General features: G+C 65.4%; 25 protein-coding genes. 6 read left to right on the top strand and 19 right to left on the bottom strand.

Annotated elements, in window-relative coordinates:
* Positions 1–84 precede the first annotated feature (84 nt).
* On the top strand, positions 85–2,028 hold the full coding sequence (locus tag E1N52_RS12350; RefSeq protein WP_133183073.1) for a TonB-dependent receptor domain-containing protein: 1,944 nt from the start codon (positions 85–87) through the stop codon (positions 2,026–2,028).
* Between the two features lie 48 nt (positions 2,029–2,076).
* Here the strand turns inward: E1N52_RS12350 and E1N52_RS12345 are convergent, their stop codons facing one another.
* Both E1N52_RS12345 and E1N52_RS12340 read right to left on the bottom strand, forming a co-directional pair.
* Positions 2,077–2,718, bottom strand: a complete 642-nt coding sequence (locus E1N52_RS12345; protein WP_133183072.1) for a Vgb family protein — start codon at positions 2,716–2,718, stop codon at positions 2,077–2,079.
* 35 nt (positions 2,719–2,753) lie between these two features.
* On the bottom strand, positions 2,754–3,974 hold the full coding sequence (locus E1N52_RS12340) for a helix-turn-helix domain-containing protein (RefSeq protein ID WP_133183071.1): 1,221 nt from the start codon (positions 3,972–3,974) through the stop codon (positions 2,754–2,756).
* Positions 3,975–4,124: 150 nt separating this feature from the next.
* Between E1N52_RS12340 and E1N52_RS12335 the strand changes: the two genes are divergently transcribed.
* Positions 4,125–4,889, top strand: a complete 765-nt coding sequence (locus E1N52_RS12335; protein ID WP_133183070.1) for a DUF899 domain-containing protein — start codon at positions 4,125–4,127, stop codon at positions 4,887–4,889.
* Positions 4,890–4,897: 8 nt separating this feature from the next.
* Positions 4,898–5,707, top strand: a complete 810-nt coding sequence (locus E1N52_RS12330) for a DUF2182 domain-containing protein (protein ID WP_133183069.1) — start codon at positions 4,898–4,900, stop codon at positions 5,705–5,707.
* A gap of 231 nt (positions 5,708–5,938) precedes the next feature.
* Here the strand turns inward: E1N52_RS12330 and E1N52_RS12325 are convergent, their stop codons facing one another.
* The 10 genes from E1N52_RS12325 to E1N52_RS12280 form a co-directional block, all read right to left on the bottom strand.
* Positions 5,939–6,307: a BON domain-containing protein gene (locus tag E1N52_RS12325; protein WP_133183068.1), complete on the bottom strand. Its 369-nt coding sequence runs from the start codon at positions 6,305–6,307 to the stop codon at positions 5,939–5,941.
* A gap of 58 nt (positions 6,308–6,365) precedes the next feature.
* Entirely contained in the window at positions 6,366–7,556 is a 1,191-nt protein-coding gene (locus E1N52_RS12320; RefSeq protein ID WP_133183067.1) for a porin, read from the bottom strand.
* A gap of 109 nt (positions 7,557–7,665) precedes the next feature.
* Positions 7,666–9,297 carry a 3-(methylthio)propionyl-CoA ligase gene (locus E1N52_RS12315; protein ID WP_133183066.1) on the bottom strand — a complete coding sequence of 544 codons (1,632 nt, stop codon included), beginning with the start codon at positions 9,295–9,297 and terminating at the stop codon, positions 7,666–7,668.
* 59 nt (positions 9,298–9,356) lie between these two features.
* On the bottom strand, positions 9,357–9,689 hold the full coding sequence (locus tag E1N52_RS12310; protein ID WP_133183065.1) for a Rieske (2Fe-2S) protein: 333 nt from the start codon (positions 9,687–9,689) through the stop codon (positions 9,357–9,359).
* A 31-nt stretch (positions 9,690–9,720) separates the two neighbouring features.
* On the bottom strand, positions 9,721–10,431 hold the full coding sequence (locus tag E1N52_RS12305) for a DsbA family oxidoreductase (RefSeq protein ID WP_133183064.1): 711 nt from the start codon (positions 10,429–10,431) through the stop codon (positions 9,721–9,723).
* Positions 10,418–10,978 carry an RBBP9/YdeN family alpha/beta hydrolase gene (locus E1N52_RS12300; protein ID WP_133183063.1) on the bottom strand — a complete coding sequence of 187 codons (561 nt, stop codon included), beginning with the start codon at positions 10,976–10,978 and terminating at the stop codon, positions 10,418–10,420. The genes E1N52_RS12305 and E1N52_RS12300 overlap by 14 nt, the downstream gene beginning before the upstream one ends.
* A gap of 22 nt (positions 10,979–11,000) precedes the next feature.
* Complete coding sequence (locus E1N52_RS12295; RefSeq protein ID WP_133183062.1) at positions 11,001–11,849, bottom strand: TauD/TfdA dioxygenase family protein; 849 nt, start codon at positions 11,847–11,849, stop codon at positions 11,001–11,003.
* Positions 11,850–11,859: 10 nt separating this feature from the next.
* Positions 11,860–12,840, bottom strand: coding sequence for a quinone oxidoreductase family protein (locus tag E1N52_RS12290; RefSeq protein ID WP_133183061.1), 981 nt, complete (start codon positions 12,838–12,840; stop codon positions 11,860–11,862).
* 74 nt (positions 12,841–12,914) lie between these two features.
* The gene (locus E1N52_RS12285; protein WP_133183060.1) at positions 12,915–14,246 is read right to left on the bottom strand and encodes an MFS transporter; all 1,332 of its coding nucleotides are present in this window, start codon (positions 14,244–14,246) and stop codon (positions 12,915–12,917) included.
* A 133-nt stretch (positions 14,247–14,379) separates the two neighbouring features.
* Positions 14,380–15,435, bottom strand: a complete 1,056-nt coding sequence (locus tag E1N52_RS12280; RefSeq protein ID WP_133183059.1) for a beta-keto acid cleavage family enzyme — start codon at positions 15,433–15,435, stop codon at positions 14,380–14,382.
* 245 nt (positions 15,436–15,680) lie between these two features.
* On the opposite strand from E1N52_RS12280, the gene E1N52_RS12275 reads away from it, so the two are divergent.
* On the top strand, positions 15,681–16,682 hold the full coding sequence (locus tag E1N52_RS12275) for an AraC family transcriptional regulator (RefSeq protein WP_133183058.1): 1,002 nt from the start codon (positions 15,681–15,683) through the stop codon (positions 16,680–16,682).
* 47 nt (positions 16,683–16,729) lie between these two features.
* On the opposite strand, the gene E1N52_RS12270 is transcribed toward E1N52_RS12275, so the two are convergent.
* The 3 genes from E1N52_RS12270 to E1N52_RS12260 form a co-directional block, all read right to left on the bottom strand.
* Complete coding sequence (locus E1N52_RS12270; RefSeq protein ID WP_133183057.1) at positions 16,730–17,371, bottom strand: response regulator transcription factor; 642 nt, start codon at positions 17,369–17,371, stop codon at positions 16,730–16,732.
* Complete coding sequence (locus E1N52_RS12265; RefSeq protein WP_133183056.1) at positions 17,368–18,666, bottom strand: two-component system sensor histidine kinase NtrB; 1,299 nt, start codon at positions 18,664–18,666, stop codon at positions 17,368–17,370. Before E1N52_RS12265 ends, E1N52_RS12270 begins: the two co-directional genes overlap by 4 nt.
* A 607-nt stretch (positions 18,667–19,273) precedes the next feature.
* Positions 19,274–19,501 carry a hypothetical protein gene (locus tag E1N52_RS12260; RefSeq protein WP_133183055.1) on the bottom strand — a complete coding sequence of 76 codons (228 nt, stop codon included), beginning with the start codon at positions 19,499–19,501 and terminating at the stop codon, positions 19,274–19,276.
* Positions 19,502–19,741: 240 nt separating this feature from the next.
* On the opposite strand from E1N52_RS12260, the gene E1N52_RS12255 reads away from it, so the two are divergent.
* Together E1N52_RS12255 and E1N52_RS12250 are read left to right on the top strand one after the other, a co-directional pair.
* Entirely contained in the window at positions 19,742–21,262 is a 1,521-nt protein-coding gene (locus tag E1N52_RS12255; protein ID WP_133183054.1) for a DUF3300 domain-containing protein, read from the top strand.
* Between the two features lie 11 nt (positions 21,263–21,273).
* Positions 21,274–22,191: a DUF2950 domain-containing protein gene (locus E1N52_RS12250; RefSeq protein ID WP_133183053.1), complete on the top strand. Its 918-nt coding sequence runs from the start codon at positions 21,274–21,276 to the stop codon at positions 22,189–22,191.
* 30 nt (positions 22,192–22,221) lie between these two features.
* Here E1N52_RS12250 and E1N52_RS12245 read toward each other — a convergent pair whose 3' ends face one another.
* Genes E1N52_RS12245 through E1N52_RS12230 form a run of 4 tightly spaced genes read right to left on the bottom strand, consistent with a single transcriptional unit; the run spans position 22,222 to position 26,647 of the window.
* On the bottom strand, positions 22,222–23,055 hold the full coding sequence (locus E1N52_RS12245) for a hypothetical protein (RefSeq protein WP_133183052.1): 834 nt from the start codon (positions 23,053–23,055) through the stop codon (positions 22,222–22,224).
* 19 nt (positions 23,056–23,074) lie between these two features.
* A complete protein-coding gene (locus E1N52_RS12240) occupies positions 23,075–23,710 on the bottom strand; it encodes a PqiC family protein (RefSeq protein ID WP_246089038.1) in 636 nt (211 codons plus the stop codon).
* The gene (locus E1N52_RS12235; RefSeq protein WP_133183051.1) at positions 23,707–25,329 is read right to left on the bottom strand and encodes a PqiB family protein; all 1,623 of its coding nucleotides are present in this window, start codon (positions 25,327–25,329) and stop codon (positions 23,707–23,709) included. The genes E1N52_RS12240 and E1N52_RS12235 overlap by 4 nt, the downstream gene beginning before the upstream one ends.
* Entirely contained in the window at positions 25,313–26,647 is a 1,335-nt protein-coding gene (locus E1N52_RS12230; RefSeq protein WP_133183247.1) for a paraquat-inducible protein A, read from the bottom strand. Before E1N52_RS12230 ends, E1N52_RS12235 begins: the two co-directional genes overlap by 17 nt.
* Positions 26,648–26,660 lie beyond the last annotated feature (13 nt).

Raw genomic sequence — 26,660 nt, 5'->3', positions numbered from 1 at the left:
CCCAATGCGCAAGCACCGCCCACGCGCCGGTCGCCCGTTGCACGGACAGCCCGTATTTCAGGAGCTGTTTCCAGCCACCGCATCATGAAGTTTCGCCAATTCGTTTTGACTTCCGCCGCGCTCGCCTGTGCGTGGCAAACCGCGCATGCCGCCACCGATGGCGCCAACGCATCGCCCGCCCAGGCGCAGCAGCAAGCCGGCGACTACACCACGCTGCCCAATATCCTCGTCGTGGGCGACACGCAGCATCTGCCGCAATCGTTCGACCAACGCTACGCAACCACCCAGGTGCTCATGCGCGAAGACCTCGACCGCGTTTCTCCCATCGATCCGGGCATCGCGCAGGCACTCGCCACGCTGCCGGGCGTCACCGTCTCGCAGAATGGCGGGCCGGGTTCGTACACGGGAGTGAGCATCCGCGGATCGTCGGCCGAACAGGTGGCCGTGTTCATCGACGGCATACGCGTGGGCTCCGTCACCACGGGCACGGCCGAATGGGCCGATCTGGCGACTGCCTCGTTCGACCGCGTCGAGGTGATCTCGGGCCCCGCGGCCGCGTCGTTCGGCGCGGATGCCATGGGCGGCGTCGTGCAGCTCTTCACGCGCCACGCGTCGAACCAGCCGAACCAGACCACCGTCTCGTTCGGCGGCGGCTCGAACAAGACCTTCGACACGCAGGTTCGCACCTCGGGCACGATCGGCTCGACAGGACCGCTTTCCGCATTGAGCGGCCTCACCTACTCGCTGGGGCTGCACGACTACAACACGGCGGGCATCGACGCGACGCAGCCCTGGGCCTATGGCCACGAAGACGGCCGCAACCCGTACCACGCACAGAATCTGGACGCGCGCCTTGGCTACGCGCACGACAACTGGTCGATCTCGACCTTCGCGCTCTACCACCGCTCCGATCTCTCCTACGACAACGCGGGGGGCAACGACCGCCAGCGCGACAACCAGCTCACGACCGGCCTCGCGTTCCACCTCGACATTACGCCGACCACGCAGTTCGACCAGTCGGTGGGCTACGCGACGGACCGTCAATTCATCTATTCGAACGACCCGACGATCCCGACCGACGAGATCGACTCGACGCGCTTTTCCACCTCCACGTCGATCACACATCAGGAAAGGGGCCACACGCTCTTCGGCATGCCGCTCGACGGCGAGACCAAGCTCGCCTACGACTACACGCGCGAGCTGGCGTTCCTGCCCGTGGACGTGCCGGGCGGCCTGCCCGCGCGCAACGATTCGGCCGTGTCGATGCATCAGTCCACCACGCTCGGACCCGCCACGCTGTTTCTGGCGGGGCGGCACGAAATCGTGCAGGGGCAATCGGTGAATACGGGCAACGTCGCGCTCTCTTGGGCGATCACGCCGGTCTACACGGCGCGCGTTTCGTACGGCAATGCGTTCCGCCTGCCTACGTTCAACGACCTCTACTATCCGAGCTACTCGAACCCGAACCTGCTGCCGGAGCGCAGCGACTCGGTCGAAGCCGCGCTCGATGCCACCACGTCGATCGGCACGTTCACGGCAGCCGTGTACGACACGCGCGTGCACGATCTCATCACGTACAACTCGCAGACCTTCCTGCCCGTGAACGTGGGCCGCGCGCACATTCAGGGTCTCGACCTCTCGTACAAGGGCACGCTCGGCAAGTCCACGCCGGTGAGCCTCACAGTGGGGATTCTGAATCCGCAGGACGTGACCGACCAGACCTGGCTCAATCGCCGCCCGCGCCAGACGGCGAGCCTGAGCGTGGATCACACATGGGACGAGTTCCAGCTCCACGCGCTCAGCACCGGCGTTTCGCTGCTGTATAACGGCTCGACGTTCGACGACCAGCTCAACACGATCTACCTGCCTTCGTGGACGACGGTGAGCCTGCGCGCGTCGTACCAGGTCAACGCGCATCTCGCGCTATCGGCCACGCTTGCGAACGTGTTCAACCGGCAGTATGTGACTGCCTACGGGTACAGCACGCTGGGGCGCACGGCGTTTGGCAAGGCAACCTATACGTTCTGAGCGTTGCGTGCGAACGGGTGCGTTCAAGCTCTTTGTGCACCCGTTCGCTTAGCCCTCGCGCTTCGGACGCCGCACCGCGCGAATCTTCCCGCTGTTCCCGCCGCCGCAGAAAAACTGCTCGCCGCCGTCGGACTCCAGTCCCGAAACGGCGGTTCCGGGCGGCATGTCGAGCTGTTCCAGCACTTCGCCCGTGCCCGGATCGATACGACGCAAATCGCTCTCGTCGCCTTCCCAGGTGCCGTGCCACAGCTCGCCGTCCACCCACGTCACGCCCGTGACGAAGCGGCTCGATTCGAGCGTGCGCAAGATCGCGCCCGTCTGCGGATCGATCTGATGGATCTTGCGCTCGCGATACACCCCGACCCAGAGCGTGCCGTCCGCCCACGCGAGTCCCGAGTCGCCGCCGCCTCCGGGCGCGGGAATCGTGGCGAGCACGCGGCCCGTTTCAGGGTCGATCTTGTGGATGCGGTCCTCGGCGATCTGAAACAGATGCCGCCCGTCAAAGGCCGTGCCCGCGTGCGCCGCGATGTCGATCGAACGCTGCGTCTGGCCGCTCTCAGGATCGAGCGACGCGATGCGCTCGCCCACGGCGAACCACACCTGCTTGCCGTCGTACGAGACCCCGCCCACCTTCTCGATGCCGGGGAAAGGGCCGTACTCGCGGACGATTTCGGCAGTCGTTCGTTTCATGGTTTCTTCCTTGAATGAAGGGACAGGCGTTCATCCTAATCGCCTGGCAGCGGGGCGGGGAGTAACAAGGTCGTCGCGAATCCGGGGACGGGCGGCGTGGTCCAGCGGCGCGCGCGGCCGTAGCCGAACGACTGCACCTTGTCCGCCGCGGCGAGCGAATCGAGCGCGCGCTGCACGGTGCGCTGGCTCGCGCCGAGCGCGAGCGCCAGCGCCGAACTCGACCACGATTCGCCGTCGGCGAGAAAAGCCAGCACGGCAGCGTGCTTTTCTTCCACAGGCCGCGCCAGCACCACCACTTCGCTCGCGTTGCGCGGCGCCAGCGCAAAGCCCTGCGGGGTCGCGCCGATCTCGGCCACGTCGCGCAACAGCGTGCGCAAACGGCCGATTTCCACGCGCAGGCGGGCGCGGTGGGTTTCATCGGCGTGCTTCGTGCGAAAGGCGCGGGCGATGAGCGCGTCGCGCGGGACATCGGCGGGCCACGCCTCGGCGAGCGCGCGGGCGAGCACGAAGAGCACGGGCCGTCTTGCGAGTTCGATGACCGTCGCGCCCTCGCGCGCGACGTAGCGGCACGCGTCCACGATGAGCGCCTTCGAGGCGAACAGCGCTTCGACGTCTTCCAGCAGCAGCACCCGCTCTTCACCGCGCGCGATGAGGCGCGCAGCCGGCGAGGTCAAGAGCCGCGCGGCGCTTTCTATCTCGGCGCTCAGCGCCGCGATGCCCGCTGCCCGCGCGGCGCGTGCAGCCTCGGAGAGCGAGCGCCGCGCCACCTGCGTTTGGATGCGTCGCATGGAAATGCCGGCGGCGATCAGCTCATGCGCCGCGCGCAATGCGGGCGGCAGCGGCGCGGGATCGGCCTCGGCGAGCATGCCCCCGGCCTCGTCGAGCCGTCCGATGAGCAGCAAACGGCGAATTTCCAGGTAGCGCGCGTGCGCGGCATTGAGGCGGTCGCCATGGGCTTCGAGCGTTTGCCGCGCCGCAGCGAGCGTATCGGTCGGCCAGCCGAGATCGCGTGAGGCAAGCGCGATTTCGGCCTCGGCGACGACGCAGCGGGCACGAGCCACGGCCTCGCGCGCGCCGAAGCCGCGCGCCGCGCTGCGCAACAGCGCTTTGGCGCGCGCGAAGTCGCCGAGCTGCGCCATGGCGATGCCGCGCAGCGCGAGCGCGGGCGCGTCGTCCCGCAACGCGACCCGGTTCAGCGCGCCGAGCGGATCACCGGCCGCGAGCGCGCGCGCGGCAGCCGTGATCAGCGAATCCATGGTCATGCGAATCCCGCCACACTTGTCACTCCCCCTCCTCCTGGGTCCGGACCTAATCTAACACGGCGATCAAACGAATCATCGATCGAACGGCGCGGCGGTACCCACAGCACGCCGCCACCCTGGGCGAATCCATAGGAGGACCAAGCAATGGCAACCCATACCACAGGAACACGCGAAGACTGGCTCGCGGCGCGCATCGAACTGCTCGCGGCCGAAAAGGAGCACACACGGCGCGGTGACGCATTGGCGCAGCAGCGTCAGGCGTTGCCGTGGGTGCGGGTGGACAAGACGTATCGCTTCGAAACCGAAGATGGCGGCGCCACGCTCGCCGATCTCTTCGAGGGACGCTCGCAGTTGCTGGTTTATCACTTCATGTTCGGACCGGATTACGCGGCGGGCTGTCCGTCGTGCTCGTCGATTGCGGATGGCTTTGACGGCATCGCGGTCCATCTCGCGAATCACGACGTGCGGCTCATGGCGGTGTCGCGCGCGCCGCTCGCGAAGCTGCTCGCCTACCGCAAGCGCATGGGATGGCATTTTCCGTGGGCCTCGTCGAGCGGCAACGACTTCAACTTCGATTTCAACGTGGCGTTCACCACGGCGCAGCAGCGCGCGGGCGACATCGAATACAACTACGCGCGCAGCGGCCACGCCATGGACATGAATCCGCCGCCCGCGCCCGTCGCCGAGTTCGCGGCGAGCTGCGGCACCGACGCGGCGACCTATACGCGCGACCGTCCGGGCCTCAGCGCATTCGTGCTCGAGGACGGCGTGGTTTATCACACGTACTCGACCTATGCGCGCGGCCTGGATGGCGTGTGGGGCATGTACCAGTGGCTCGACCGCGCACCGAAGGGACGCAACGAGGCCGGCATCTGGTGGCACCGGCACGACGAGTACGCGCAGAGCTGAGGCACATCATGGATAACGTCGGCATGACGGTACGGCTACGCGGCGAGGCACCGCGCGCGATTTTCTTCGGCGTTTCGTCGCTGGTCTTCGCGGCGAGCGCGACGGCAACGTTCGTCTGGTGCGCTTCGATGAAGGCGATGGGCGGCACGCCGATGCCTGGCGGCTGGACGATGTCCGCGCTCTGGACGCCCATGTGTGGACGCAACTGGTTCGACGCCGCCGTATCGTTTGCCGGCATGTGGAATGTGATGATGGTCGCGATGATGTTGCCTGCAGTCGCGCCCGCTTTGTGGCGATATTTCGAGGCGGCGGGCGATGGATGCGCGGCGCGTGCAAGTGGGATGACCGTGATGGCCGGAGCGGGGTACTTCTTCGTGTGGCTCGTGGTTGGGGCGCTCGTGTTCGCGGCGGGAGCGCAACTCACCGCGCTAGCCGTCGAAGCGCCTGCGCTAGCGCATACCGCGCCAGCCCTGGCCGGTATTGTCGTCGTGATTGCGGGCGTGCTGCAGTTCTCCGCATGGAAAGCGCGGTGGCTTGCGTGCTGCGGGAACTTGCCGTCGTGCGGACCTGCGCGGCTCGATGTGCAGGCTGCGCTGCGTCACGGCTTGAGGCTCGGCCGGCACTGCCTGTACTGCTGCGGGAATCTGATGGCGGCGCTGCTTGCAGCGGGCGTGATGGATCGGCCTGCGATGGCTCTGGTCGCGGCGGCTATCGCTGCGGAGCGGTGGGTGCCGGGCGGCGGAAGAGTCGCGCGAGGGATTGGGGGTGCTGCAATCGCGGTGGGTCTGGTGATGGTGGTGCGGGCGGTGGCCGCATAAAAAAATCGCCGTTCCGCACCCGCGAAACGGCGAAAAACGCTCCGACTCTAACGTCGAACTCACGCCTCCAGACTCGCGCCTGCACACGAGCCTGATCGACGCTCCGGATTGCTACGCACTCCGGAGTAACAGCAAGAGGCAGACTGGATTCAACCTCCGTGCTGCTGGGCGCAGCCCGCCGCGACCGGGGGGACTCCCGGCCTCACCGCACTGCGCGCCTCTTGTGACGGCTCACATGCCGCCTAATGGTTTCTGAACCGTCAGCTTGTTCGTCACCGAGGTCACGCCAGGAACGCCCTTGGCGATCTCGGCGGCTCTGTCGACCTGCGCCGCATCCGTGACAGTGCCATTGAGCGTAATCGCCCCATTTTTGGCGGTGACGCCGATACTGCCACCGTGAATTTCCTTGTGCTTCGCGAGCGCGCGGTACACCGCGCGCCGTAGCTTGGTGTTGCTCGGAGTCGCGGGTGCCTCGGCGCTGGCCGCCGCCGAAGCCGTAGCGCTGGGCGCGCTGGCCTCGGCTTGGGCCGACGCGTTCAGGGACGCCGTGGCGAGCAGCGTGACGATCGCAAGACTGAGGGTCTTGGTAAGTGTGTTCATTCCATACTCCAGTGGGTACTGCTACTCCGTGAAATGTTGTTATGCGGCCGGATACGACTTAGAAGGTGTGGCGCAGGCCGACGTTGACGGCCGTGGTGTTGCGACCCGGGGCGACCGGCGTCCCGTAGATGAGCTCCTGGTTCATCTGGCCGCGGTTGGACACATAACCGGCCTGGGCATAAACCTGCGTGCGCCTCGTGAGGCTGTAGTCGGCGCCGATGACGTAGGCGGTCGACTGGTTTGCGTTGTTCCGGTTGTCCTTCAGGTAGTACACGCCCGAGGTGACGTCGAACGCCGGCGAGAAGCGATAGCCAAGACCGCCCGTCCACATGTCGAAATCACCGGACACAGTCAGCGACTTCGGTACGCCATTCGTGTTGGCCGGATTGCGGCCGTTAGCGAACGAGCCGGAGACCGAGAAACCGTGCCACGTGTATTTCGCGCCAAAATAGACGAAGCGGTTGTTGTTCAGGCCGGTTGCCGGAGTGGCAGTCGGCGGGTTCGTGTACCCGTACGGGTTCGCATCGTGACCGTTGTAATAGACGGCATCAGCGTTCAGGCCAAAGCCCGAATACTTGAGGATGGCCGACTCGCGCGTACCGCCCTGGAGCTGCCCTGCCACGCCGCCGGGCGCGTACTCGAGTGCGGTAGAAAGACCGTAAAACGACGGCGAATTGTAGACGATCGCATTGTCGTCATAGAGCGCGCCAATCTGCGCGTTCGTGTTGTTCCCCGCCCAACCCGACATCGTGTTCATGGTCAGCCAGGCAGTCAGCGTGCTGCCGAAGTACTGCGCATTGCGCACGTCCGTTTCGGCCATCGCGTAGGCCATCGGTGCAAACTGGCGGCCGAAGTCGATCTTGCCGAACGGGCCCGACACGCCAACGGTGGTGACCTGGTTGAACATCGCGGACGCAGTTGCTGAACTGTTCAGTCCCGTCTGCCCCGTGGAGCTGTTGAACGATCCCTGCAGCTTGAAGTTGGCCGCGTATCCGCCGCCAAGGTCTTCCGTGCCCTTCATACCGAAGATGCTCGAGTAGATGCCACCGTCCTTGAGCGCAAAAATAGAGCCCGCGTTGCCGTTGAAAAGTTTGCCGCCCACTGTCTTGGGCGCGAAGGCATGCTGCGCCGATGTGCTCTGGTAGAGCAAACCAGAGTCCACCACGCCATAAAGCGTGACCGACGATTGCGCATGCGCCGCACTGGCGAACAGGGCCAACGCTGCCACGCTGCCGAACTTCAATTTCATTGCCTCTCTCCGTGTGTGTGGCTGCCGGTTGGTCCCGGCGCCTTTTTTTGTTGCCTGATGGGTATTACATGAAGGGTATTGCCTGAACGAAAATCTGTGACCGGGGACCTTAACCAGCTTGCAAGTAGTGGCCGCCGTATTGGTCGCGCAACTGGTTCTTGAGCACCTTGCCCGTCGCGCCAATCGGCACGCAATCGATGAAAAGCACGGCGTCGGGCTTCCACCATTTCGCCACGCGGCCGTCGAAGAACGAAAGCAGGTCGTCCGCCTCGAGCGCGCTGCCCGGCTTCTTCACGATCAGCAAGAGCGGCCGTTCGTCCCACTTCGGGTGGCGCGCCGCAATGCACACCGCGGTCGCGACTTCGGGGTGCAGGCTCGCGACGTTTTCGATGTCGGCGGAACTGATCCATTCGCCGCCCGACTTGATGACGTCCTTGCTGCGATCCACGATCTGCATGAAGCCGTCGGCATCGATCTTCGCCACGTCGCCGGTCGGGAACCAGCCGCCCTGCAGCGGCGAGGCGTAGTCGCCGCCAAAGTATTCGCTCGCGACCCAGTGGCCGCGCACCTGCAGGTCGCCCGCGGCATTGCCGTCCCAGGGCAGCTCCTCGCCCGCGGCGTCGACGATCTTCATGTCGATGCCGAACACCGAGCGCCCCTGCTTCGCCTGAAGCGCATAGCGCTCGTCTTCGGCCAGATCGACCTGATGCGCCTTGAAGCTGCACACCGTGCCAACCGGGCTCAGCTCCGTCATGCCCCATGCGTGCAGCACGTCGACGTGATGACGCTTCTGGAACGCCTGGGTCATCGCGGTCGGGCACGGCGCGCCGCCAATGATCGTGCGGCGCATGGCGGAGAACGAACCCGCCACCGATTCGACGTGCGAGAGCAGCCCCTGCCACACGGTCGGAACGCCGGCCGACACCGTGACCTGCTCTTCCTCGATCAGTTGATACAGCGACTTTCCATCGAGCGCCGGGCCCGGAAACACGAGCTTCGCACCGGTCATGCAGGCAATGTACGGCAGGCCCCACGCGTTCACATGGAACATCGGCACCACCGGCAGGATCGTGTCGCGCGCCGAGCAGTTCAGCGCATCGGGCAGCGCCGCCGCGTAGGTGTGCAGCAGCGTCGAGCGGTGGCTATAGAGCACGCCTTTCGGATTGCCGGTCGTGCCCGACGTATAGCAGAGCGACGAGGCGCTGTTCTCATCGAGCAGCGGCCATTCGAAATTGTCCGTGTGATTGTCGATCAGGTCCTCATAGCAGAGGAGTCTCGATCCCAGGCTATGGCTGCGCGGCATATGCGCGCGATCGGTCATGGCAATGAAGAACTTCGGGCACGTCACGCGTGCCGCGACGCTTTCGATGAGCGGCAGGAACGTGAGATCGAAGAAGATCACGCGGTCCTGCGCATGCTCGATGATGTACACGAGCTGATCGGCATGCAGGCGCGGATTCAGCGTGTGCAGCACCGCGCCCGAACCCGATACCGCGAAGTACAGCTCCATGTGCCGGTAGCCATTCCATGCCAGCGTCCCCACGCGCTCGCCCGGCGCAATGAGGAGGCTCGACAGCGCATTCGCCATGCGGCGCGCGCGCTGCGCGAGATCCTGATAACGGTAGCGGTGAATGTCGCCTTCCACACGGCGCGAGACGATTTCCCGCGCGCCGTGATGGCGTTCTGCGTGCTTGAGCAGCGAAGCGACCAGGAGCGGTTGCCCCATCATCAGACCTTGCATGGTTTGCTATCCTAAGTGACTTGTGTTCGTGTGCGATTCTTGAACGCCGTGCCGTGCGGCTATGCCTGGCTGGAAGCCGGCGTTTCCATCACGCTCACCAGCAGCTTTCCTTCCACGGCCCGCACGGGAAATGTCGTGAGCTTCAGTCCGCCCGGGCCCGGCATACTGCCGCTGCGCACGTCGAAGCGCAGACCATGCGCCGGGCAGCGCAACAGGCATCCTTCGAGCGGGCCGCTCGCGAGCGAGGCGCCGTTGTGGGGGCACGAATTGTCGATCGCGTGCATCTGTCCTTCGATATTGAACAGAACGATGCTGCGGCCATCGACGAAAACCAGTTTGCGCTGGCCCGGCGCAAGTTCGTCGGCCATGCCGACCGGTACTTCACGTGTCATTCCCATTCCCCTCGACTTCCCTGAGCTCGCCTCAGTGCGCGACCGCCAGCGCCATCGCGCCGGCCATCGCCACCGGCGAATACACGCCCGAGAGCGAATAACCCGTGTTGAACACGAAATACGGCACGCCGTTCACCTGCGGCTCGGCGTAGGGAGCGCGCTGACCTGTCGGGTCCGCGAGGCGTTGCGATGCTGCGATGTGCGCCGCCAGGCTCTCGCGCTCGAGGCCGCATTCGAGACCCACGCGCTCGAGCACCGCGTAATCGCCGATGTTCTGGCCTTCCATGAAATAAGCCTTGAGCAGACGGTCGATCAGCGCCGCACTCTGCTCGCGCGTGCCACGGCTAGCTGCAAACGTCACGAGGTCGTGCGCGGCAGCCGTGTTCGGCAGCACCTCGATGCGATCGAATGCGAACTCGACACCCGCGTCGCGTCCCGCGCGCTGCACCTGCGCACGCCGCGCAGCCACCGCTTCGGCGCTGCCCAGGCGATCGCGATAGAACGCCTGATACGGCATGCCTTCGAGCGGCGTCCACGGCAGCAGTTGATGCGAGCGCCACTGCACACGCACGCGCACATCGGGCCGCGAACTCGCGAAGCGCGCGATGGCTGCGTCCAGATTGCGCTTGCCGATCAGGCACCACGGGCAGATGAGATCGAAGAAAGCTTCGATCGTCAGCACGCCCGGCTCGCCCGCATCGCGACTCGCCTGCGCCGCCCACTTTTGATCAGACAAGTTCATTGATCAACATCTCGGCCATGGGCCATTCGCCAAAACCCGCTGCGGGATTCAGATGACCGACTTCCCCCAGGTCGACGAGGCTGCTGCCCCAGTCCTTCGCCATGGCCTCCACGCGCTCGAAGCGCGCGAGCGGATCGTTGCGGCTCGCGCCCACGATGCTCGGGAACGGCAGCGGCTTGCGCGGAATCGGGTTCCAGCCGTGCTCGGCCAGCGCATCGAATGCCGGATAGCCCGGCGGCAGCGGCGTTTCGAGGTCGGCCGGCGCGGCGAGCAGCGCGCCGTGAATCTTGCGGCTGTGCTGCTGCGCCCAGTGCACCGTGATCATCACGCCCGCGCTATGGGCGACGAGAATGACCGGACCGTCGATCTTCGCGAGCGCCGCGTCGAGCGCGGCCACGCGCGCCGCACGGCTGAGCTTGTCGTGCTCGAGCGGTGGCACCGATGCCGCGTTCGGTAGCTTTTGCTGCAGCAACGTTTGCCAGTGCTCCGCCACGTGGTCGCGCAACCCCGGGACCATCAGGATGGTCGGTGTGGTCTTCAGTGTCATTTGTTGTGGTCTCCTGCGTGCTTCAGTACGGCTTGTCGCCGATAATGCCGGCGCGTTCCATCTTGCGGTGACACGGCGGGTAGTCCATTACCGCATAGTGCTGGGTGCTGCGGTTGTCCCAGATCGCGATGCTGTTCGGCTTCCAGCGCCAGCGTACCTGGTACTCCGGAATATAGGCCTGGCTCACGAGATAGCGCAGCAGGTCGCCCGCGCCCGGATTGGCGTCCTGCCCGAAGCGCACGCGCTCGGGCGTGTGATAGTTCGTGAAGTGCGTCGCGAACGCGCTCACGAACAGCACCTTCTCGCCGGTCTCCGGATGCGTGCGCACCACCGGGTGCTCGGCATCGGGAAATTGCGCCTTCAGGGCATGGCGTTTCTCGATCGGCATGGCCGCGCCGAAGCTCGCCTCAATGCTGTGGCGCGCGTACAGCCCTTCGATCTGCGCCTTCACGTGTTCCGGCAGCTTCTCGTAGGCGAGCACCATGTTCGCCCACATCGTGTCGCCGCCCACGGGCGGGCACTCCACGCAGCGCAGCACCGCGCCGAACTGCGGCGCCTCGCGCCACGTCGCATCTGCATGCCATGCGTTTTCGTAGCGGTCGTTGGGCTGGTCCGGATTCTTGTAGATGCGCACGAGACCCGGATGGTCAGGGTCGCTGCCGGCAACCGGATGGTCCTCCAGCTCGCCGAAGCGGCGCGCAAACGCCACGTGTTCGGAGCGCGTGATGTTCTGATCGCGCAGGAACAGGACGCGGTGCTTGAGCAGCGCCGCGCGAATCTCGGCAAAGAGTGCGTCGTCGTGAACGGCATCGGCGAGATTCAGGCCGGTCAGTTCCGCGCCGATGGCATAGGTCAGTTGTTCGACTTTCATGCTGCGCTCCTCAGATGACGAAGACCGACGACCCCGTCGTCTTGCGCGCTTCGAGGTCGCGATGCGCCTGCACCGCGTCTTCCAGCGCGTAACGCTGGTTCAGTTCGATCTTGATGCGGCCCGCAGCGACGTGCCCGAACAGCTCGCCGGCCAGTTCGTTCTTCTCCGCGGGATCGGCGATATAGTCCGCCAGCGCCGGGCGCGTGAGATAGAGCGAGCCCTTCATCGCGAGGATCTGCGGATTGAACGGCGGAATCGGACCGGAAGCCGTGCCGACGCAAACCATCAGGCCGCGGCGCTTGAGCGAGTCGAGCGAGGCCTCGAAGGTATCCTTGCCCACGCTGTCGAACACTACGTTCACGCCCACGCCGTTCGTCAGTTCGCGCACGCGCTTCGCGACATCTTCGCGGCCGTAGTACACGATGTGATCGCAGCCATGCGCGCGCGCCACTGCCCCCTTCGCCTCGTTCGACACCGTGCCGATCACCGTGAGGCCCAGCAGTTTCGCCCACTGCGAGACGATCAGACCGACACCGCCTGCCGCTGCGTGCAGCAGGATCGTGTCGCCGGCCTTGAAGTCGTGGATGCGGCGCATGAGGTACGACGACGTGAGGCCTCGCATGGTCATGCCGGCCGCCGTTTCGCACGTGATCGCATCGGGCAGCTTGATGAGCGGAGCCGCCGGCATCAGGCGTTCGGTGCTGTACGCGCCGAGCGTGTTGATGAAGCCGGTGTAGGTCACGCGGTCGCCCACCGCCACGTTGCTCACTTCGGGGCCCACGGCCTCGACCACGCCCGCGGCTTCCACGCCCATGCCGGCAGGCAGCGGGACGGGGTACAGGCCGGAGCGGAAGTAGGTATCCGCGAAATTCAGGCCGACTGCCTCATGGCGCAGGCGGACCTGTCCGGGGCCGGGATCGCCCACTTCGACGCTCTCGTAGCGCATGACTTCGGGACCGCCGGTTTCGTGGAAGCGCACTGCTTTCGCCATGTTCAATCTCCTATCCTTTACTCAAACGCGTTGACTCGAACTCAGTCAAGCCGACTCAAACTGCCAATTCAAATTCATCGTTGTGCGTGCCCACCGGCTTCTTCGCGCAGTGTGTTCACACGATCCAGATCGACAGCGTAGTTGCGCTTGCCGATCAGGAAAACAGCTGCCGCCACGAGCGGCGCAAACGGTACGAGCTGCAGCGCGCCAAGCAGGCCGATATGGTCGGCGGCAATGCCCGTGAGCACCGCGGCGGGCGCGAGGCCGAGCAGGTTGTTCGCCAGCGTGAGCGTGGCGAACGCCGAGGCGTGGATCGAAGGCGGCGTGAGGTTCGCCACCATCGCGCCCGAAGGGCCCGCTGCGCCTGCGCAGAAGAACATGGCCGCACCGATCAGAACCAGTTGCGCCGGGCCGGCCGGCATGTGCAAGCCGACCGTGAGCAGCGCGAAGCAGATCAGGCAGTACGCAATGGCGATGCTCCATTTGCGCGCGCCGTTATCCTTGCTGAAGCGGTCCGCGAGGTTGCCGCACACCACCATGCCAATGCCCGTCACCAGCACGAACACTGCGGCGGTCGCGGCCGCTTTGCCGGTAGCCATGCCGTAGTAGCGGTTCAAAAAGCTCGGCAGCCAGCTCCACACCGCCGCCGGCACGAGCAGATGCACGCCGCTGCCCACATACGCGCACACCACGGAGCGCGTGGAAAACAGGCCCTTGAGCAGCGCGCGCAGGCTCATACGCATCCCGAGGCCATTCGCCTCGCGGCTCACGCTTGCCGGCTGCAGCGGGGCAATGCGCTTTTCCGTGACGACGATGCGATAGATCACGACCAGCACGATTCCCATCGCCGCCATCGCGCCAAATGCCGCGCGCCAGCCATGCTGCGCCGCCACCGCGCCGCCCAGCGCCATGCCCAGCACCGAGCCGAATGCGCCGCCCGCCATGAACGCGCCCGTAATCGTGGAGCGCAGGCGCACCGGAAAAATACTCAGGACAACGGCAATCCCCACGCTGCCATAAGCGGCTTCGCCGATGCCGACGAAGGCGCGAGCAAGCAGCATTTCGCCGTAGTTTGTCGAAAGCGCGCAGCCAAGCGTGGCGATGCTCCACAGCGCCGCCATCAGGACGATGCTCTTCACGCGGCCCCAGCGGTCGGCGAGCACCGACAGCGGAAACGTGAGCACGCCCACCATCAGCGCGACCACGCTGCTCAGCGAGCCGAGCCGCGTATCCGAAAGATTCCATGTGGTCTTGAGCAGCGGGAACACTGCATTCAGGACCTGCCGCGACATGTAGTCCGAAAGCAGCAGCCCGACCGTCAAGGCGAACACCACCCACGCGTAAGCGGGCACGCTCGTCCTGGTCGTCGTCAATTCGCCCGCGGTGGGCTCGGCATGCGTGAGCATGGGTTGTCTCCGTGGTAGCCCGCTCTTCGTCGGGTTCCGTTGTTCTCTCAGTTTCCAGCAGGTATGACGCAAGCGCCAAACACCCGTTTCGAGGCCCGGCACAAGCCTATGCGCGCGCCGGACCCCACTGCCATTACGCCGCGCGCAGCGGCAGGTTTTTCACGCCGGACACACGGTTCGGCGCCATGCCGTTCGCTGCAAGCGTCTCTTCGACCGTTTCATACTGCACGCCGATCTTGTAGATCTCGCGCGCTTCCTTGCCCGTGGCAATTTCGCGGCCCAGCTCGTGCGCCACGCGCACGCACTGCTCGATCTGCTGCACGGACGTGAAGCGCTTGCCGTGCTGGTCGATGATCGTGTCTTCAATGCCGCAGCGCGGATGCAGGCCCATGGACATCGCCATCATGTTGAACGGCAGCACGTTCTTGAGCAGCGATTCCGCCGTGATCGTGCAGCCATCCGGCGCGCGATGCACGAAGTTGAAGAAGTTGAACGGGTTCGGGCCGTCGAAGCCGCCGCCGATGCCGATCCACGTGAGGTTCAGCGGACCCTTGTACACGCCCTTGCGCACGAGGCGGTCGAGCGTTTCGAGCGCGTGGATGCCCGTGAGCTGGAAGTGCGGCTGGATGCCCGAAGCCTGCAGACGGCGCAGATGCTCCTCGACCCATGCCGGACCGGCGGGGACCGTCATTTCGCTATACGCGGCCATGAACGCCGGGTTGGAGAGCGAGGTGCCGGCCAGGTATTCCGGGTAGAGCAGCTCCATGATGTTCATCTGCGTGGTGTTGATCGCCACGGTCACCTGGTCCGGCTTCGGCTCGAGATCGGCCAGCATGTGACGCGTGTCGTCCGAGAGCCACTTCGCCGCTTCGCCTTCGTCTTCCGGCGCGAACGAGATCGAACCGCCGACCTGGATGATCATGTCCGGCACCGCGGCGCGCACGCCTGCGATCAGCTCGTTGAACTTCGAGAGGCGCTTGGAGCCCTTGCCGTCGAGTTCACGCACGTGCAGATGCAGCACCGTTGCGCCCGCGTTGTAGCAGTCGACGGCCTTCTGGATCTGTTCGTCCATCGTCACCGGAATGTCTTCCGGAAAGTCTTCGGGCATCCATTCCGGGCCATACGGCGCGGTGGTAATCACAACCTTGTCCTGGTTCTCGGGGTGCAGCGAATCGTCGAGGAATTGCATCGTGTTCTCCAATATGGGGGACGGTATTTCAACGTTTGGCAACATGGCCAGGAGCCTGAAATAACGCTCGGAACTTGGCTGATCCGTTGAGATGCACGATACGGCAAACCTGCGCTACACTTTTCTGATCGCGCGCCATCGTTTTAGCTTTTCGCGCCACCAGGCGTTAACACCGACATAAGCTCAAGCCCATGATTGACGGGCGACGAGGCACGGCAAGACCGCAGCAAGGAGGAGACACGACAATGGAGACAACGGCGAGTTCGGTGTCGATGAGCGGGTATTTCGACATCGCGAAACGCGTAGGGCTGAACCCGGTCGAGCTTGCCCACGAGGTGGGAATCGACGCCGCGGCGCTCGCGAACCCCGACGACCGCATTCCCGTCGCCGCGGCCTGCCTGTTGCTGGAGCGCTCGGCCGAAAAGGCATCGTGCCCGACTTTCGCGCTCCAGATGGCCGAGGTCCGGCACAAGTTCGGCAGCGGCGTGGTCAACATTCTGCTCGCGCACAAGCGCACGCTGCGTGAAGTGCTGCTCGCGACCGCCGAATTCCGGCACCTGCTCAACGAGGCGCTTGCCGTGTATGTCGAGGATGCGGGCGCGACAGTCACTATCCGCGAGGAACTGGTGGTCGAGCCGGGCATTCCCACGAACCAGGCCATCGAACTCGCGGTGGGCGTGCTCGCGCGCCACTCCAGCGCACTGCTCGGCGACCACTGGAAACCGCGCGCGGTGCACTTCGTTCACCGGGCGCCGCCCAGTCTCACGTTTCATCGGCGTTTTTTCGGCTGTCCGCTGGAATTCGGCAGCGACTTCAACGGCATCGTATGCACGGCCGCCGATCTCGACTACCCGAACCCCGCCGCCGACCCGGAGCTGGTGCGCTACGCGGAGAGCCTCGCCGAATCGCTCAACGTAACGGGCGTCGATTCCACGGCGCTCGAGGTGCGCAAGGCGATCTACCTGCTGCTGCCGCTCGAGCAGGCCACCGTCGAAGGGGTGGCCGCGCATCTGCGGCTGAGCGTGCGCACGATGCAGCGCCAGCTCGGGGGCGCCGATACGAGCTTCACGCGGCTCGTGGAGGAAGTGCGCGGCGAACTTGCCGTGCGCTACATGAGCAACCCGCGCTACCCTATCGGGCGCGTTTCCGACTTGCTCGGCTACGCGCAGCAGGGCTCGTTCACGAACTGGTTCAGCGCGCGCTTTGGCATGACGCCGCGCGACTGGCGCAATAGCCATTTGAAGTGACGGGGCTGCGGCGCGGCTGCCCTGCTACCGCTTAGCCCCTTGGCCCCTCAGCCTGTATGCGGAAGCGGATGCAACTCGGGCGCGTCGGCATCGAACGTGGTCATGAGTCGCACCAGGTCGGCAAGCGAATTCGCCTTCATCTTCTCCATGACGCGCGCGCGGTGAATCTTGATCGTCTTCTCCGCCGCGCCCAGTTCGTCGGCCACGAGCTTGTTCGGCCGGCCAGTCACCACGAGCGCCATCACCTCGCGCTCGCGCGGCGTGAGTTTTTCCACCCGGCGCTGGATCTCCGCGCGGTGCTCGCGTTGTTCGTAGAGATGGCAGGCACGTTCGAGCGCGCGCGACGTGGCTTCGAACAGCACGCGCGCGTCGATCGGCTTCGTCAGGAAATCCGATGCGCCAGCCTTCATCGCCTGGACCGCCGTGCCCATGTCGCCGTGGGCCGATACGAAGACGATCGGCACCCTGCCCTCGAGTCGCTGCTGCAATTCAATGCCGCTCAAGTCGGGCAACTGGAGATCGAGCAGCAGGCACGCCGGCGCACTCGCCAGATCCGCGCCGTGCAGGAAGGCGCTGGCGCTTCCGTAGGCCTCTGCCGTATACCCGCCGGATCGCAGCAAGCGGCATAGTGCGTTGCGAACGTGCTCGTCGTCGTCCACGACGAACACAATGGAAGTGGGCGAGTTCATGGTGAAAAACGCGTGTTCGTCTGCACGCACGCGCCCTCCGCGGGAAGTTCGATATGGAACGTCAGGCCGCTATCGGCGTTGCGCTCGGCCCATAGCTGGCCGCCGTGCGCCATCACGATGGTGCGGCTGATCGAGAGGCCGAGACCCAGCCCTTGCGGCTTGGACGTCATGAACGGCTTGAACAGCGTGACGAGCCGGTCGGCATCGACACCCGGCCCATGATCGCGGATGGCGAGGCGCACCTTGCCGCGATCCTCGCTTGCCGTCACGAAGATGCACACCCTGCGATCTTCCGCGCGGCAGTCGTGCACCGCATCGAGCGCATTCAAGAGCAAATTGACGAGCACCTGCTGCAGTTGAACCGCATCGCCGTGCACTTGCGGCAGGCCGTCTTCGATACGCGCGCCCACTGCCGCGCCACAGCTTTCCGTCTCACGGCGCAGCAGGCGAACCACGTCGCGCACGAGGCTGCCGACATCGACAGGACACATCTCGGGCGGCTCGCAGCGCGCGGACTGGCGCATCTTGCGGATGATCGCGTGCGCACGCGTGCTATCGGAGACGACCTCGCCAAGCAGTTCCCGCAGGTCGCTCATGGCCGGCGGCTTCTGCGCGAGAAACCGTTGCGCCGCCTGCGCGTTGCTGAGAATGGCCGTGAGCGGCTGATCGACTTCGTGCGCGAGCGCGGCGGCCATGTCGCCCACTTCGGACGCCCGTTCCCGACGCAGCCGGCGTGGTTCGCTGCCGGCTTCCGCGGGCATCGTGTCGTGACCTTCCGGTTCGATGACGACCACCATGCGCGCCGCCGGTCCGGCCGCGAGCGACGCCGAAGCGCTCACATGCACGTCGAGATCGGCGCCGTTCTTCGCGCGCGCAATGGCCACGCGCGTCTCGCTATGCGGCCGGCCTTGCCCGGTCTTCAACGCGGCGAACGATACGGGGCCCGCGCCTTGCCGCCAGGCCACGAGCACGGCCTCGATACGCATGCCGATCAACTCGCCCAAGGCGTAGCCGAGTACTCGCGTAGCCATGCCATTTGCCCAGGCAACGCTGCCCGCTTCGTCGATCACGAGCGCCGCCGCAGGCACCACTTCAAGGACGCTGCGCAGGCTTTGCGCAATGTCTTGCGTGGCCTGCGCCGATACGTGGCCGCTACTGCGCGCGGCCAATGCCCGCCCGTTCGGTAGCGTGCGTGGCTTCATCCTGTCGAGCCACGCCAGCAGGCTCGCCGCCGCGTGCTCGGCTCTCGACCTGTTCAGTTTTAGTTTTTCGTTCCCCATGTCTGCCCTGATCACGGTGTCCTCCGACTACGCTACCCTGCTCCGGCGTGCGAAACGCTTCGAACGCTTCAGCGCCTGAGCGGGGCGGATTTGACGAGCACCAGAATTCCGGCCGTTTGCGGGGCAGGTTGCACCCCAATACTGACTACCGCCTGGTTTTCATTTTCGAAGAACGCTCCGGCAGCTGCGGAAAATGAGTCAGTCGTTGAAGAAAACAATGGATGGGATCATGATTGCGGAACCGCTTCGCTGTACGCTTTCGCCGCGCGTTTATTATATGAAAGAAATTGCCGATGATTCGTTCTGCGCGCAATTGTTTTCGATAACTTTTTCCGCATACATCGCCTTTTAGGCGCGCCAGGCCTTGAATGCGCTTGCAAGCACTCATATACACTGACTATTTGCGGAATATATTTGCGAACGTTTTATTCGCTTTTGATAATGGCACGCGCAATCATTTTTATTCAAAATGAATAACAGCCGTGTCTTTTGTCGTGTGAATTATCTATTATGTTTTTTATGAAATAACCGCAGCCATTATTTCGATTGGAGACGCGCTAAACGGCCGTGCAGCGTCCGTCACACTTTCAACATGTGACAGTTCGTCCAGTACCGTTGTCGATCAAGGCGCCGAAGCTGGCGCGGCTGCGCTCGCCGCATGGTGCTGCGTCGAATTTTGCTGGCTATGTTGCTGGGCCTGGTTCGAGCGAGCCTTGTGCTCCGCCTTGCGCTGCACGTCCCGCATCTGCTTCGTACCCATCGTTCCCGCCTGCGCAAATACTTCGGACATGAAAACGGGCGCACAAAGCAGGAGCGCCATCGCACACGGCGCAGCAAAACGCATTTTCATTTTGAGTCTCCCGGTATCGCCGCTGCCAGCCTTGACGAACGAATAGAATCGTTGCGCCACCATTGCGCTGTCAATAGGACTCTGGTCCGATTGCCAGCACAGAGCGGCTTACCGGACTATACCCGTGGGCCTCCCCGCCTCGCCACACTCGAAAAAGAATGCGCGCTCACGCGCTCGCCCCTTCACGTTGTCGCTATCCGTCCCGCAGTGCGGTTGAGCAAACGAATGGAAGGATCGGCCATGACCTCTTGGATCAAACAACGCACGCACACGGTCTGCCTGCTCGTGCTCGCGTTGCTCCTGGCAGGCACTCAGGCGGTGCGCGCGCAAGATGCGCCGCAGCCCGCCCCCTACAAACCCGAGGAACTCGAAGCGCTCGTCGCGCCGATTGCGCTTTATCCAGATTCGGTGCTGGCGCAAGTCCTCATGGCGTCGACTTACCCGCTGGAAATCGTGCACGCGGCGCGCTGGGTCAAGGAGCATCCGAAGGTGAAGGGCGACGATGCCGTCAAGGCCGTCCAGGACCAGCCGTGGGACACGAGCGTGAAATCGCTCGTTGCGTTCCCGCAGGCGCTCGAGCCGATGAACGACAAGCTCGACTGGACCCAGAAGCTCGGTGACGCCTTCCTCGCGCAGGAAAAGGATGTGCTCGCCGCCGTGCAGCGCCTGCGTGCGCGCGCGCAGGACTCGGGCAACCTGAAGAGCAACGAACAGCAGAAGGTCGTGGTCGAACAGCCGCCCGCCCAAGGCGGCCAGACCATTGTGAAGATCGAGCCTGCCAACCCCGAGGTGATCTACGTGCCCGCGTACAACCCCACGGTCGTGTACGGCGCATGGAGCTACCCCGCTTACCCGCCGTACGCCTGGCCACCCTATCCCGCCTACTATCCCGGCGGCGCGCTGATGACCGGCTTCGCGTGGGGCGTCGGGCTCGCTGCCGCGGGCGCGATCTTCGGCAACTGCAACTGGGGCGGCGGCGACGTCAACATCAACGTGGACAAGGCGCGAAACGTCAATCGCAACTTCGACAGCACGAAGGTCCAGGGAGGCAAGTGGCAGCACGATGCGAGCCATCGCCAGGGCGTTGCATACCGTGACAACGCTACGCGCGAGAAATTCGGCAACAACGTGGCGGGCGCCGACGGCCGCCGCGACTATCGCGGCCGCAACGGCCAGAACGGCGCCAGCGTGGCCGACCGCGCCGGCAACCGCACGGGCGGCGGCGCAGGCGGACAGGGCCTCGGCAATGGAAACCGCGGGAATCAGGGCAATCTCGGCAATCGCGGCGGCGCGGGCAATAACGCGAGTGTCGGCAATCGCGCGAACATCGCCGACAACGGGGCGGGTGGCAATCGCGGGAACGTTGGCAATAACGGTGCGGGCGGTAATCGCGGGAATCTCGGCGATAACGGTGCGGGCGGCAATCGCGGGAACATCGGCAATAACGGTGCGGGCGGCAATCGCGGGAACATCGGTAATAACGGTGCCGGAGGCAATCGCGGCGGTGTGGCTAACAATGCCGGCGTCAGCAATCGCGTGAGCACCGGGGCAGGCGGTGGCGGGTTTGGCGGCGGCGGCGGCGGAAGCTACGGCGGCGGAGGCGGACGTGATGGCGCCTTCCAGGGTGTGGGCGGCGGCGGTGCCACCCAGCGCGACGCGAGTCGCGGCCGCTCCAGCGTGCAGTCCTCAGGGTTCAATCGTCCGAGCGGCGGCGGCGGGATGCGCGGCGGTGGCGGCGGTCGTGGCGGCGGCAGGCGCTAGGGAGAACGGCCATGAACAGACATGAGTTTCTCCGTCCGGCTGCATCGGCAGCGGTTGCGGCGGCGATCGCGATAGCACTCCTCGCGTACGCGCCGCGGCCTTGCGCGGCTGCCGGGCAAAGCACCTTCGCTACACCCGATGCGGCGATGACCGCGTTCGGCGACGCCGTGGCCGGCAACGACGAGGCGGAACTGCGCACGCTCTTCGGCGCGGATTTCCGCCAGCTCATACCACCGGTCGGCGCGGAGATCCGGGACAAATTCCTCAGCGAATGGCAGACCTCGCACACCATTCAGGATACCGATGAAAATCACGCGATGATCGCCGTTGGCGACGACGGCTGGACCTTTCCGGTCCCGATCGTCAAGACCGCTCACGGCTGGCACTTCGACACGCACGCCGGTGTCGAGGAAATGCGCGTGCGCCGCATTGGCCGCAACGAGCTTGCCGTGATGCAGACGATGCTCGCGGTCTACGACGCGCAACGCGAATATGCGCAGACCTATCACGACGGCAGCGACATGCTGGTCTACGCCAGCAAGCTCGCGAGTTCGCCGGGCAAACACGACGGCCTGTACTGGCCGACCGGCCCCGACGCCGAGCCGAGTCCGCTCGGCGTGGCTTTCCTCAAGGCCGGCGCGCGCAATGCCGAAAATGCGGGTTACTACGGCTACCACTACAAGCTGCTGACCTCGCAGGGACCGCACGCGCCGGGCGGCGCGTATAACTACATGGTCGACAACAAGCTGTTCGGCGGATTCGGCGTCGTTGCGTGGCCGGTGCGGTACGGCGACACCGGTATCAAGACCTTCATGGTGAGCCACGACGGCCAGGTCTACGAGCGCGATCTCGGCCCGGACGGTGCGGCGAAAGCCGAAGCGATGACGTCCTTCGATCCGGGCCCGGGCTGGACGAAGGCTTCGCCTTGACAGGTAACTCCGACGCAGCGCCACTGTGCGTCAGGGCGCATGCGCGGGCTCGGGGGCAGGTACTCGCTCCGGCGCGTCTTCTCCGAGCATGTAGAGCAGTAGTGCGTCGCGATCGGGTGCGCTCATCGCCGCCGTCGAGCGCATGAGCACCGCGCTCGCCCAGCAGATGTCGGCCATCGTGGCGCCCGGCCCGCCGTTCGTGACGCGCTCGAGCCGCGCCACGGATTGCGGATCGCCGGCGAGGGCCGCGTTGACCGCATCGTCGAGATGCCGCAACGCCCGCTCGTATGCCATGGGCGTGGGCAGCGTAACCGGCGCGGCGAGCACGGAACGGATCACCACGCGATAAAGCAACGAGAAGTATTCGGCCGTGTCGGCATCGCTCATGCTGCCGATCGAAATGCCCTGAGCAATGTCCTGCACACTCGCCATGCCCTGGCAATTACCGCGCGCCGCGCGGCCCATGTATTTCGCGAGCAGCGTGAGGTACGCCAACCGGTCTTGCGGAATCAGGCGCGCGATGCCACCGCGGATCAGGCGCTCGCGGGCCGCGTCGTCGCGCAGCCGCGCTTCGAGGCCCGCCACGCCGCCGGGCACGGCGACCGCCACGGCCGGGTCCGCACGCAGGCGGTAGAACCAGGCTTCGACGATGCGCGCCTTGATCGTCTCCTGCTCCACGCCGGCCTCGCGCAGCGCAACCGCGCTCTGCGCGGATGCCGGCTCGGCGGGTGAGACAACGTAATCGAGCACCGCGAAGAGTCCCGCCGGCGTGTCCTCGGTGCGCGGCACGCTTCCCGCCGCATCGTGGCCCGCCAACGCCAGCGCCGCAGTCAGTGCGAGCAACGCACAACGCAACGTCATCATGAGATCCCGCGTGCCGCGCTCACTCCGTCGCACTGCCAACTGTTGCATGGTCCGCGCGAATCGCGGCGGCAATGTCCGCGCTGATGGTGGCGAGTGCGCGATCGTGCGCGTCGACGAGCGCGCCGTAGTCCTGGCTCGTCACCTGTTCGTGCGCCACCGTGTGCCCGAGCGTCAGCGCCTGGTGACCAGGCGGGCGCACCACCCATTGCGCATCGATCGTCACCGAGTCTCCCAGTACGCTGTCGATGCGTGTGATATCCACGCGAACGCGCCAGACCGGCGGAGTAGACGCGCCATCGAACGTCGAGACGTGCGCCGTACCGAGCCGCTGCGCCAGGTCCGCGGCAACGACGCGCCCGACGTCCAGTTTGAGCGGCGTGGCCCAGCGCGCGAACTCGTTCATCTGGATCGTGTTGTCCGGATTGCGCGTGACGATTTGCGGCCGGTCCACCATGTCGGGCACGGTCACGGGACCGACGATAACATCGAGCGCGGCAGCGCCCGTTGGCACGGCGGGCGACGCGTTCGACGTCGCGGCGGTCGCATCGTCGGCGGAGCGCAGCGCATAGAACGTGGGCGACGGCGAGGAGCAGCCGGCGAGCCACGTCATCGCAGCGGCGAGAACGGTAGGCAGGATCAGGTTGCGGCGGTTCACTGCTTGCCTCCAGGTTTGCCCTGTACGACGGCCTCGGGATGGCGCTCGAGATAATCAGTGAGCATGCGCACGGAAGCGGCGGTACGGGCCAGTTCACGCATGGCGTCGCTCGTGTTCTGCTGCAGCTGCGAGTCGGGCTGCAAGGCGTCAGTGGCCGAGTTGAGCGTCGATTGCGCCGCCGAAAGCGTGTCGTGCGCCTGCGGCACGACGTCGGTGCCGAGCTTCGCCATCACGTCGTTCGCGCTCTTCAGCGTGCGCTGCGCATTCGCGCCGATCGCCTCGAACGGGATGCCGTTGAGCTTCGCGAGCAGCCGCGTGAGCGAATCCTGCAGCGACTGCAGCGTGCGCGGCACCGTCGGCATCTCGGGCGGCGTTCTCGACCAGTCGATCTTCGCCTTCGCAGCGTCCGGGAAGACGTCAAAGGCGACGTAGAGCTGTCCCGTGAGCGGATTACCGGAGCGCAGCTGGAACCGGAAGCCGCTTGCGACGAGGAACTCGGCCAGCTGGCGCGGCTGCGAAGTGAGGCGACCGGACGGCTGGCCTTTCTCGAAGCGCGACGTAAAACGTTCCGGATACAGGTTGATTTCAACAGGAATGCTGAACTGCTTCTTCACCGGGTCGAAACGCGTGTAGATGCGTGTTACCTCGCCGATCACGACGCCGCGGAAATCGACCGGCGCGCCCACGGTGAGCCCGCGCACGGAGTCGTAGAAGGTCACGACGTAGGTGTCGACAATGCGGTCATGCACCTTCATCGAGTCGGCGTGCGTGGCGTAAAGCTCGAACTTCGAGTTGGCGTCGGCCTCGGGCGATCCACTGTCGTCGTCGTCGGGCGTTTCGAACGCCACGCCGCCGATCAGCATCGACACCACGGATTGCGTGTTGATCTGCACGCCGTCGGGGCTGAGCGAGACGTCGAGCCCGCTCGCGTGCCAGAAGCGCGTATCGCTGCGCACGAACCGGTCGTAGGGCGCGTTCACGAACACGCGCAGCGTCACGCCCTTGCCGTTCGGGTCCATTTCATAGGAAGCGATCTGTCCGACCTGAAGACGACGGAAGAACACCGGCGAGCCGACATCGAGCGAGCCCATGTTCCCGCTGTGCAGCACGAATTCGCGTCCCGGTATGTCGCTCGGGATCACTGGTGGCACTTCGAGCCCCACGAAGTCGTGGCGCATCTTGCTGGAGTTGCCCTCATCCATGCCGACATACGAACCCGAGAGCAGCGTGCTCAGGCCCGAAACCGTGCCGCCCGAAATGCGCGGGCGCACGACCCAAAAACGCGTGTTGTCGACGAGCATGCTCGCCGCATCTTTCACGAGTTCGCCCGTCGCGATCACACGCTTGTGATCGGGCGAGAGCGTGACTGCCTTCACCACGCCGATATCGACGTCCTTGTACTTGATCTTCGTCTTGCCGGCCTCGAGGCCGTCGCCGGTCTTGAAGCTGATCGTGATGGTCGGCCCTTCCTCGATGATCGCCTTGGCGGCAAGCCAGCCGCCAATGAGCACCGCGACGATCGGCACGAGCCAGACGATCTGCATGCGCCAGCGCGAGCCGCGCACCGGCTTCGCCTCGGGCAGGTCCGGCAAGGAATTGTCGTTACCGGGCGCTGCCATTTTCGCGCTCCATCGCATCCCAGATGAGACGCGGGTCGAACATGTTCGCGGCGAACATGGTGAGGATCACGACGGCGCCGAAGGCAATCGCGGCGGGCCCCGCCTTGATCGTGGCGAGCGCGTTGAACTGCACCAGCGCGACGAGCATCGTGATGACGTAGATATCGAGCATCGACCAGCGGCCGACCAGCTCGATCAGCCGGTAGATGCGTGTGCGCTGCTCGGGCAGCCATGTCCAGCGGCGCTGCGTGGTCCACGTCAGATACGAAAGCCCGAGAATCTTCAGCATGGGCACGGCAATACTGGCAATGAACACGAGCAGCGCGAGCGGCCAGGAACCCGACACCCACAGATACACCACGCCGCTCATGATTGTGTCCTTCTGCGTGCCGAACAGAGAACTCGTGTCCATAACGGGCAGCACGTTCGCAGGCACATACAGCACGATCGCCGCGACCAGAAGCGCCCACGTGCGCGACAGGCTCGCGACCTTGCGCATATGCAGCGCGCTGCCGCAGCGCGGGCACGTCGCCGCATGCGCCGCCGCCGGCATTCGCGCGAGCAGCCCGCACACATGGCAGCGCGCGATGCCGCACGCGGCGCCCGTGAGCGGGCCTTCCGCGCGCTCGCCTCGTGCTCCGGCCTCTTCGCCAGGCGCGAGGCTCGCTGTGACGCCAGGCGCGCCGGCCACGTTGACCGCGTTGGCCGGCTGCGTCGCGCGCGCCACGCGCGACCAGAACTGCCTTGCGTCGAATGCCGCGCTCGCGCCCGCGAGCACCAGCATCAACGCGCCAAACGACCACAATGCCACGCCCGTCACGACCGTTGCGATATGGGACAGCTTCACGAGCGCAACCAGCAGGCCGAGTATCAGCACCTCGGTCATGCCCCAGGGCCGAGCGGTGTACATCACGCGAAACAGGAGCGGCGCCTGCCAGGGCGCGCGGCCGAGCGCAAGCGGTACGAGGAGCGCGAGCAGGCACACGACCTGCATGCCCGGCATGAGGATCGTCGTGGCGAACACCAGCGCCGCGATGGGCCACATGCCGTCGAGATAGAGAATCTCGACCGCGTGCCACAGCGTCGTGCGCACGAGATTGCCGTTCACCGAAAGCCCGACGATCGGATACAGGTTGGAAATGACGAACAGCACGAGCGCGCCCAGCGCGAATGCGAGCGCACGCCCGAGGCTTTCCGGAAGATCCCGCTCCAGTTCGGCGTTGCAGCGCAGGCAGCGCAGCGTGCCGCCCGGCGGACAAGGTGCGCCGCGCTGCATGAGATCGCAGTCGTGGCAAACAAGAAGCTCGCCGCGCTTCATCGCGGGGCCTCCC

The sequence above is a fragment of the Paraburkholderia guartelaensis genome (genome assembly GCF_004353905.1).
GTDB lineage: Bacteria > Pseudomonadota > Gammaproteobacteria > Burkholderiales > Burkholderiaceae > Paraburkholderia > Paraburkholderia guartelaensis.
The sequence above is the reverse complement of the archived record's forward strand: the minus strand, read 5'-3'. Positions and strand labels throughout refer to the sequence as shown.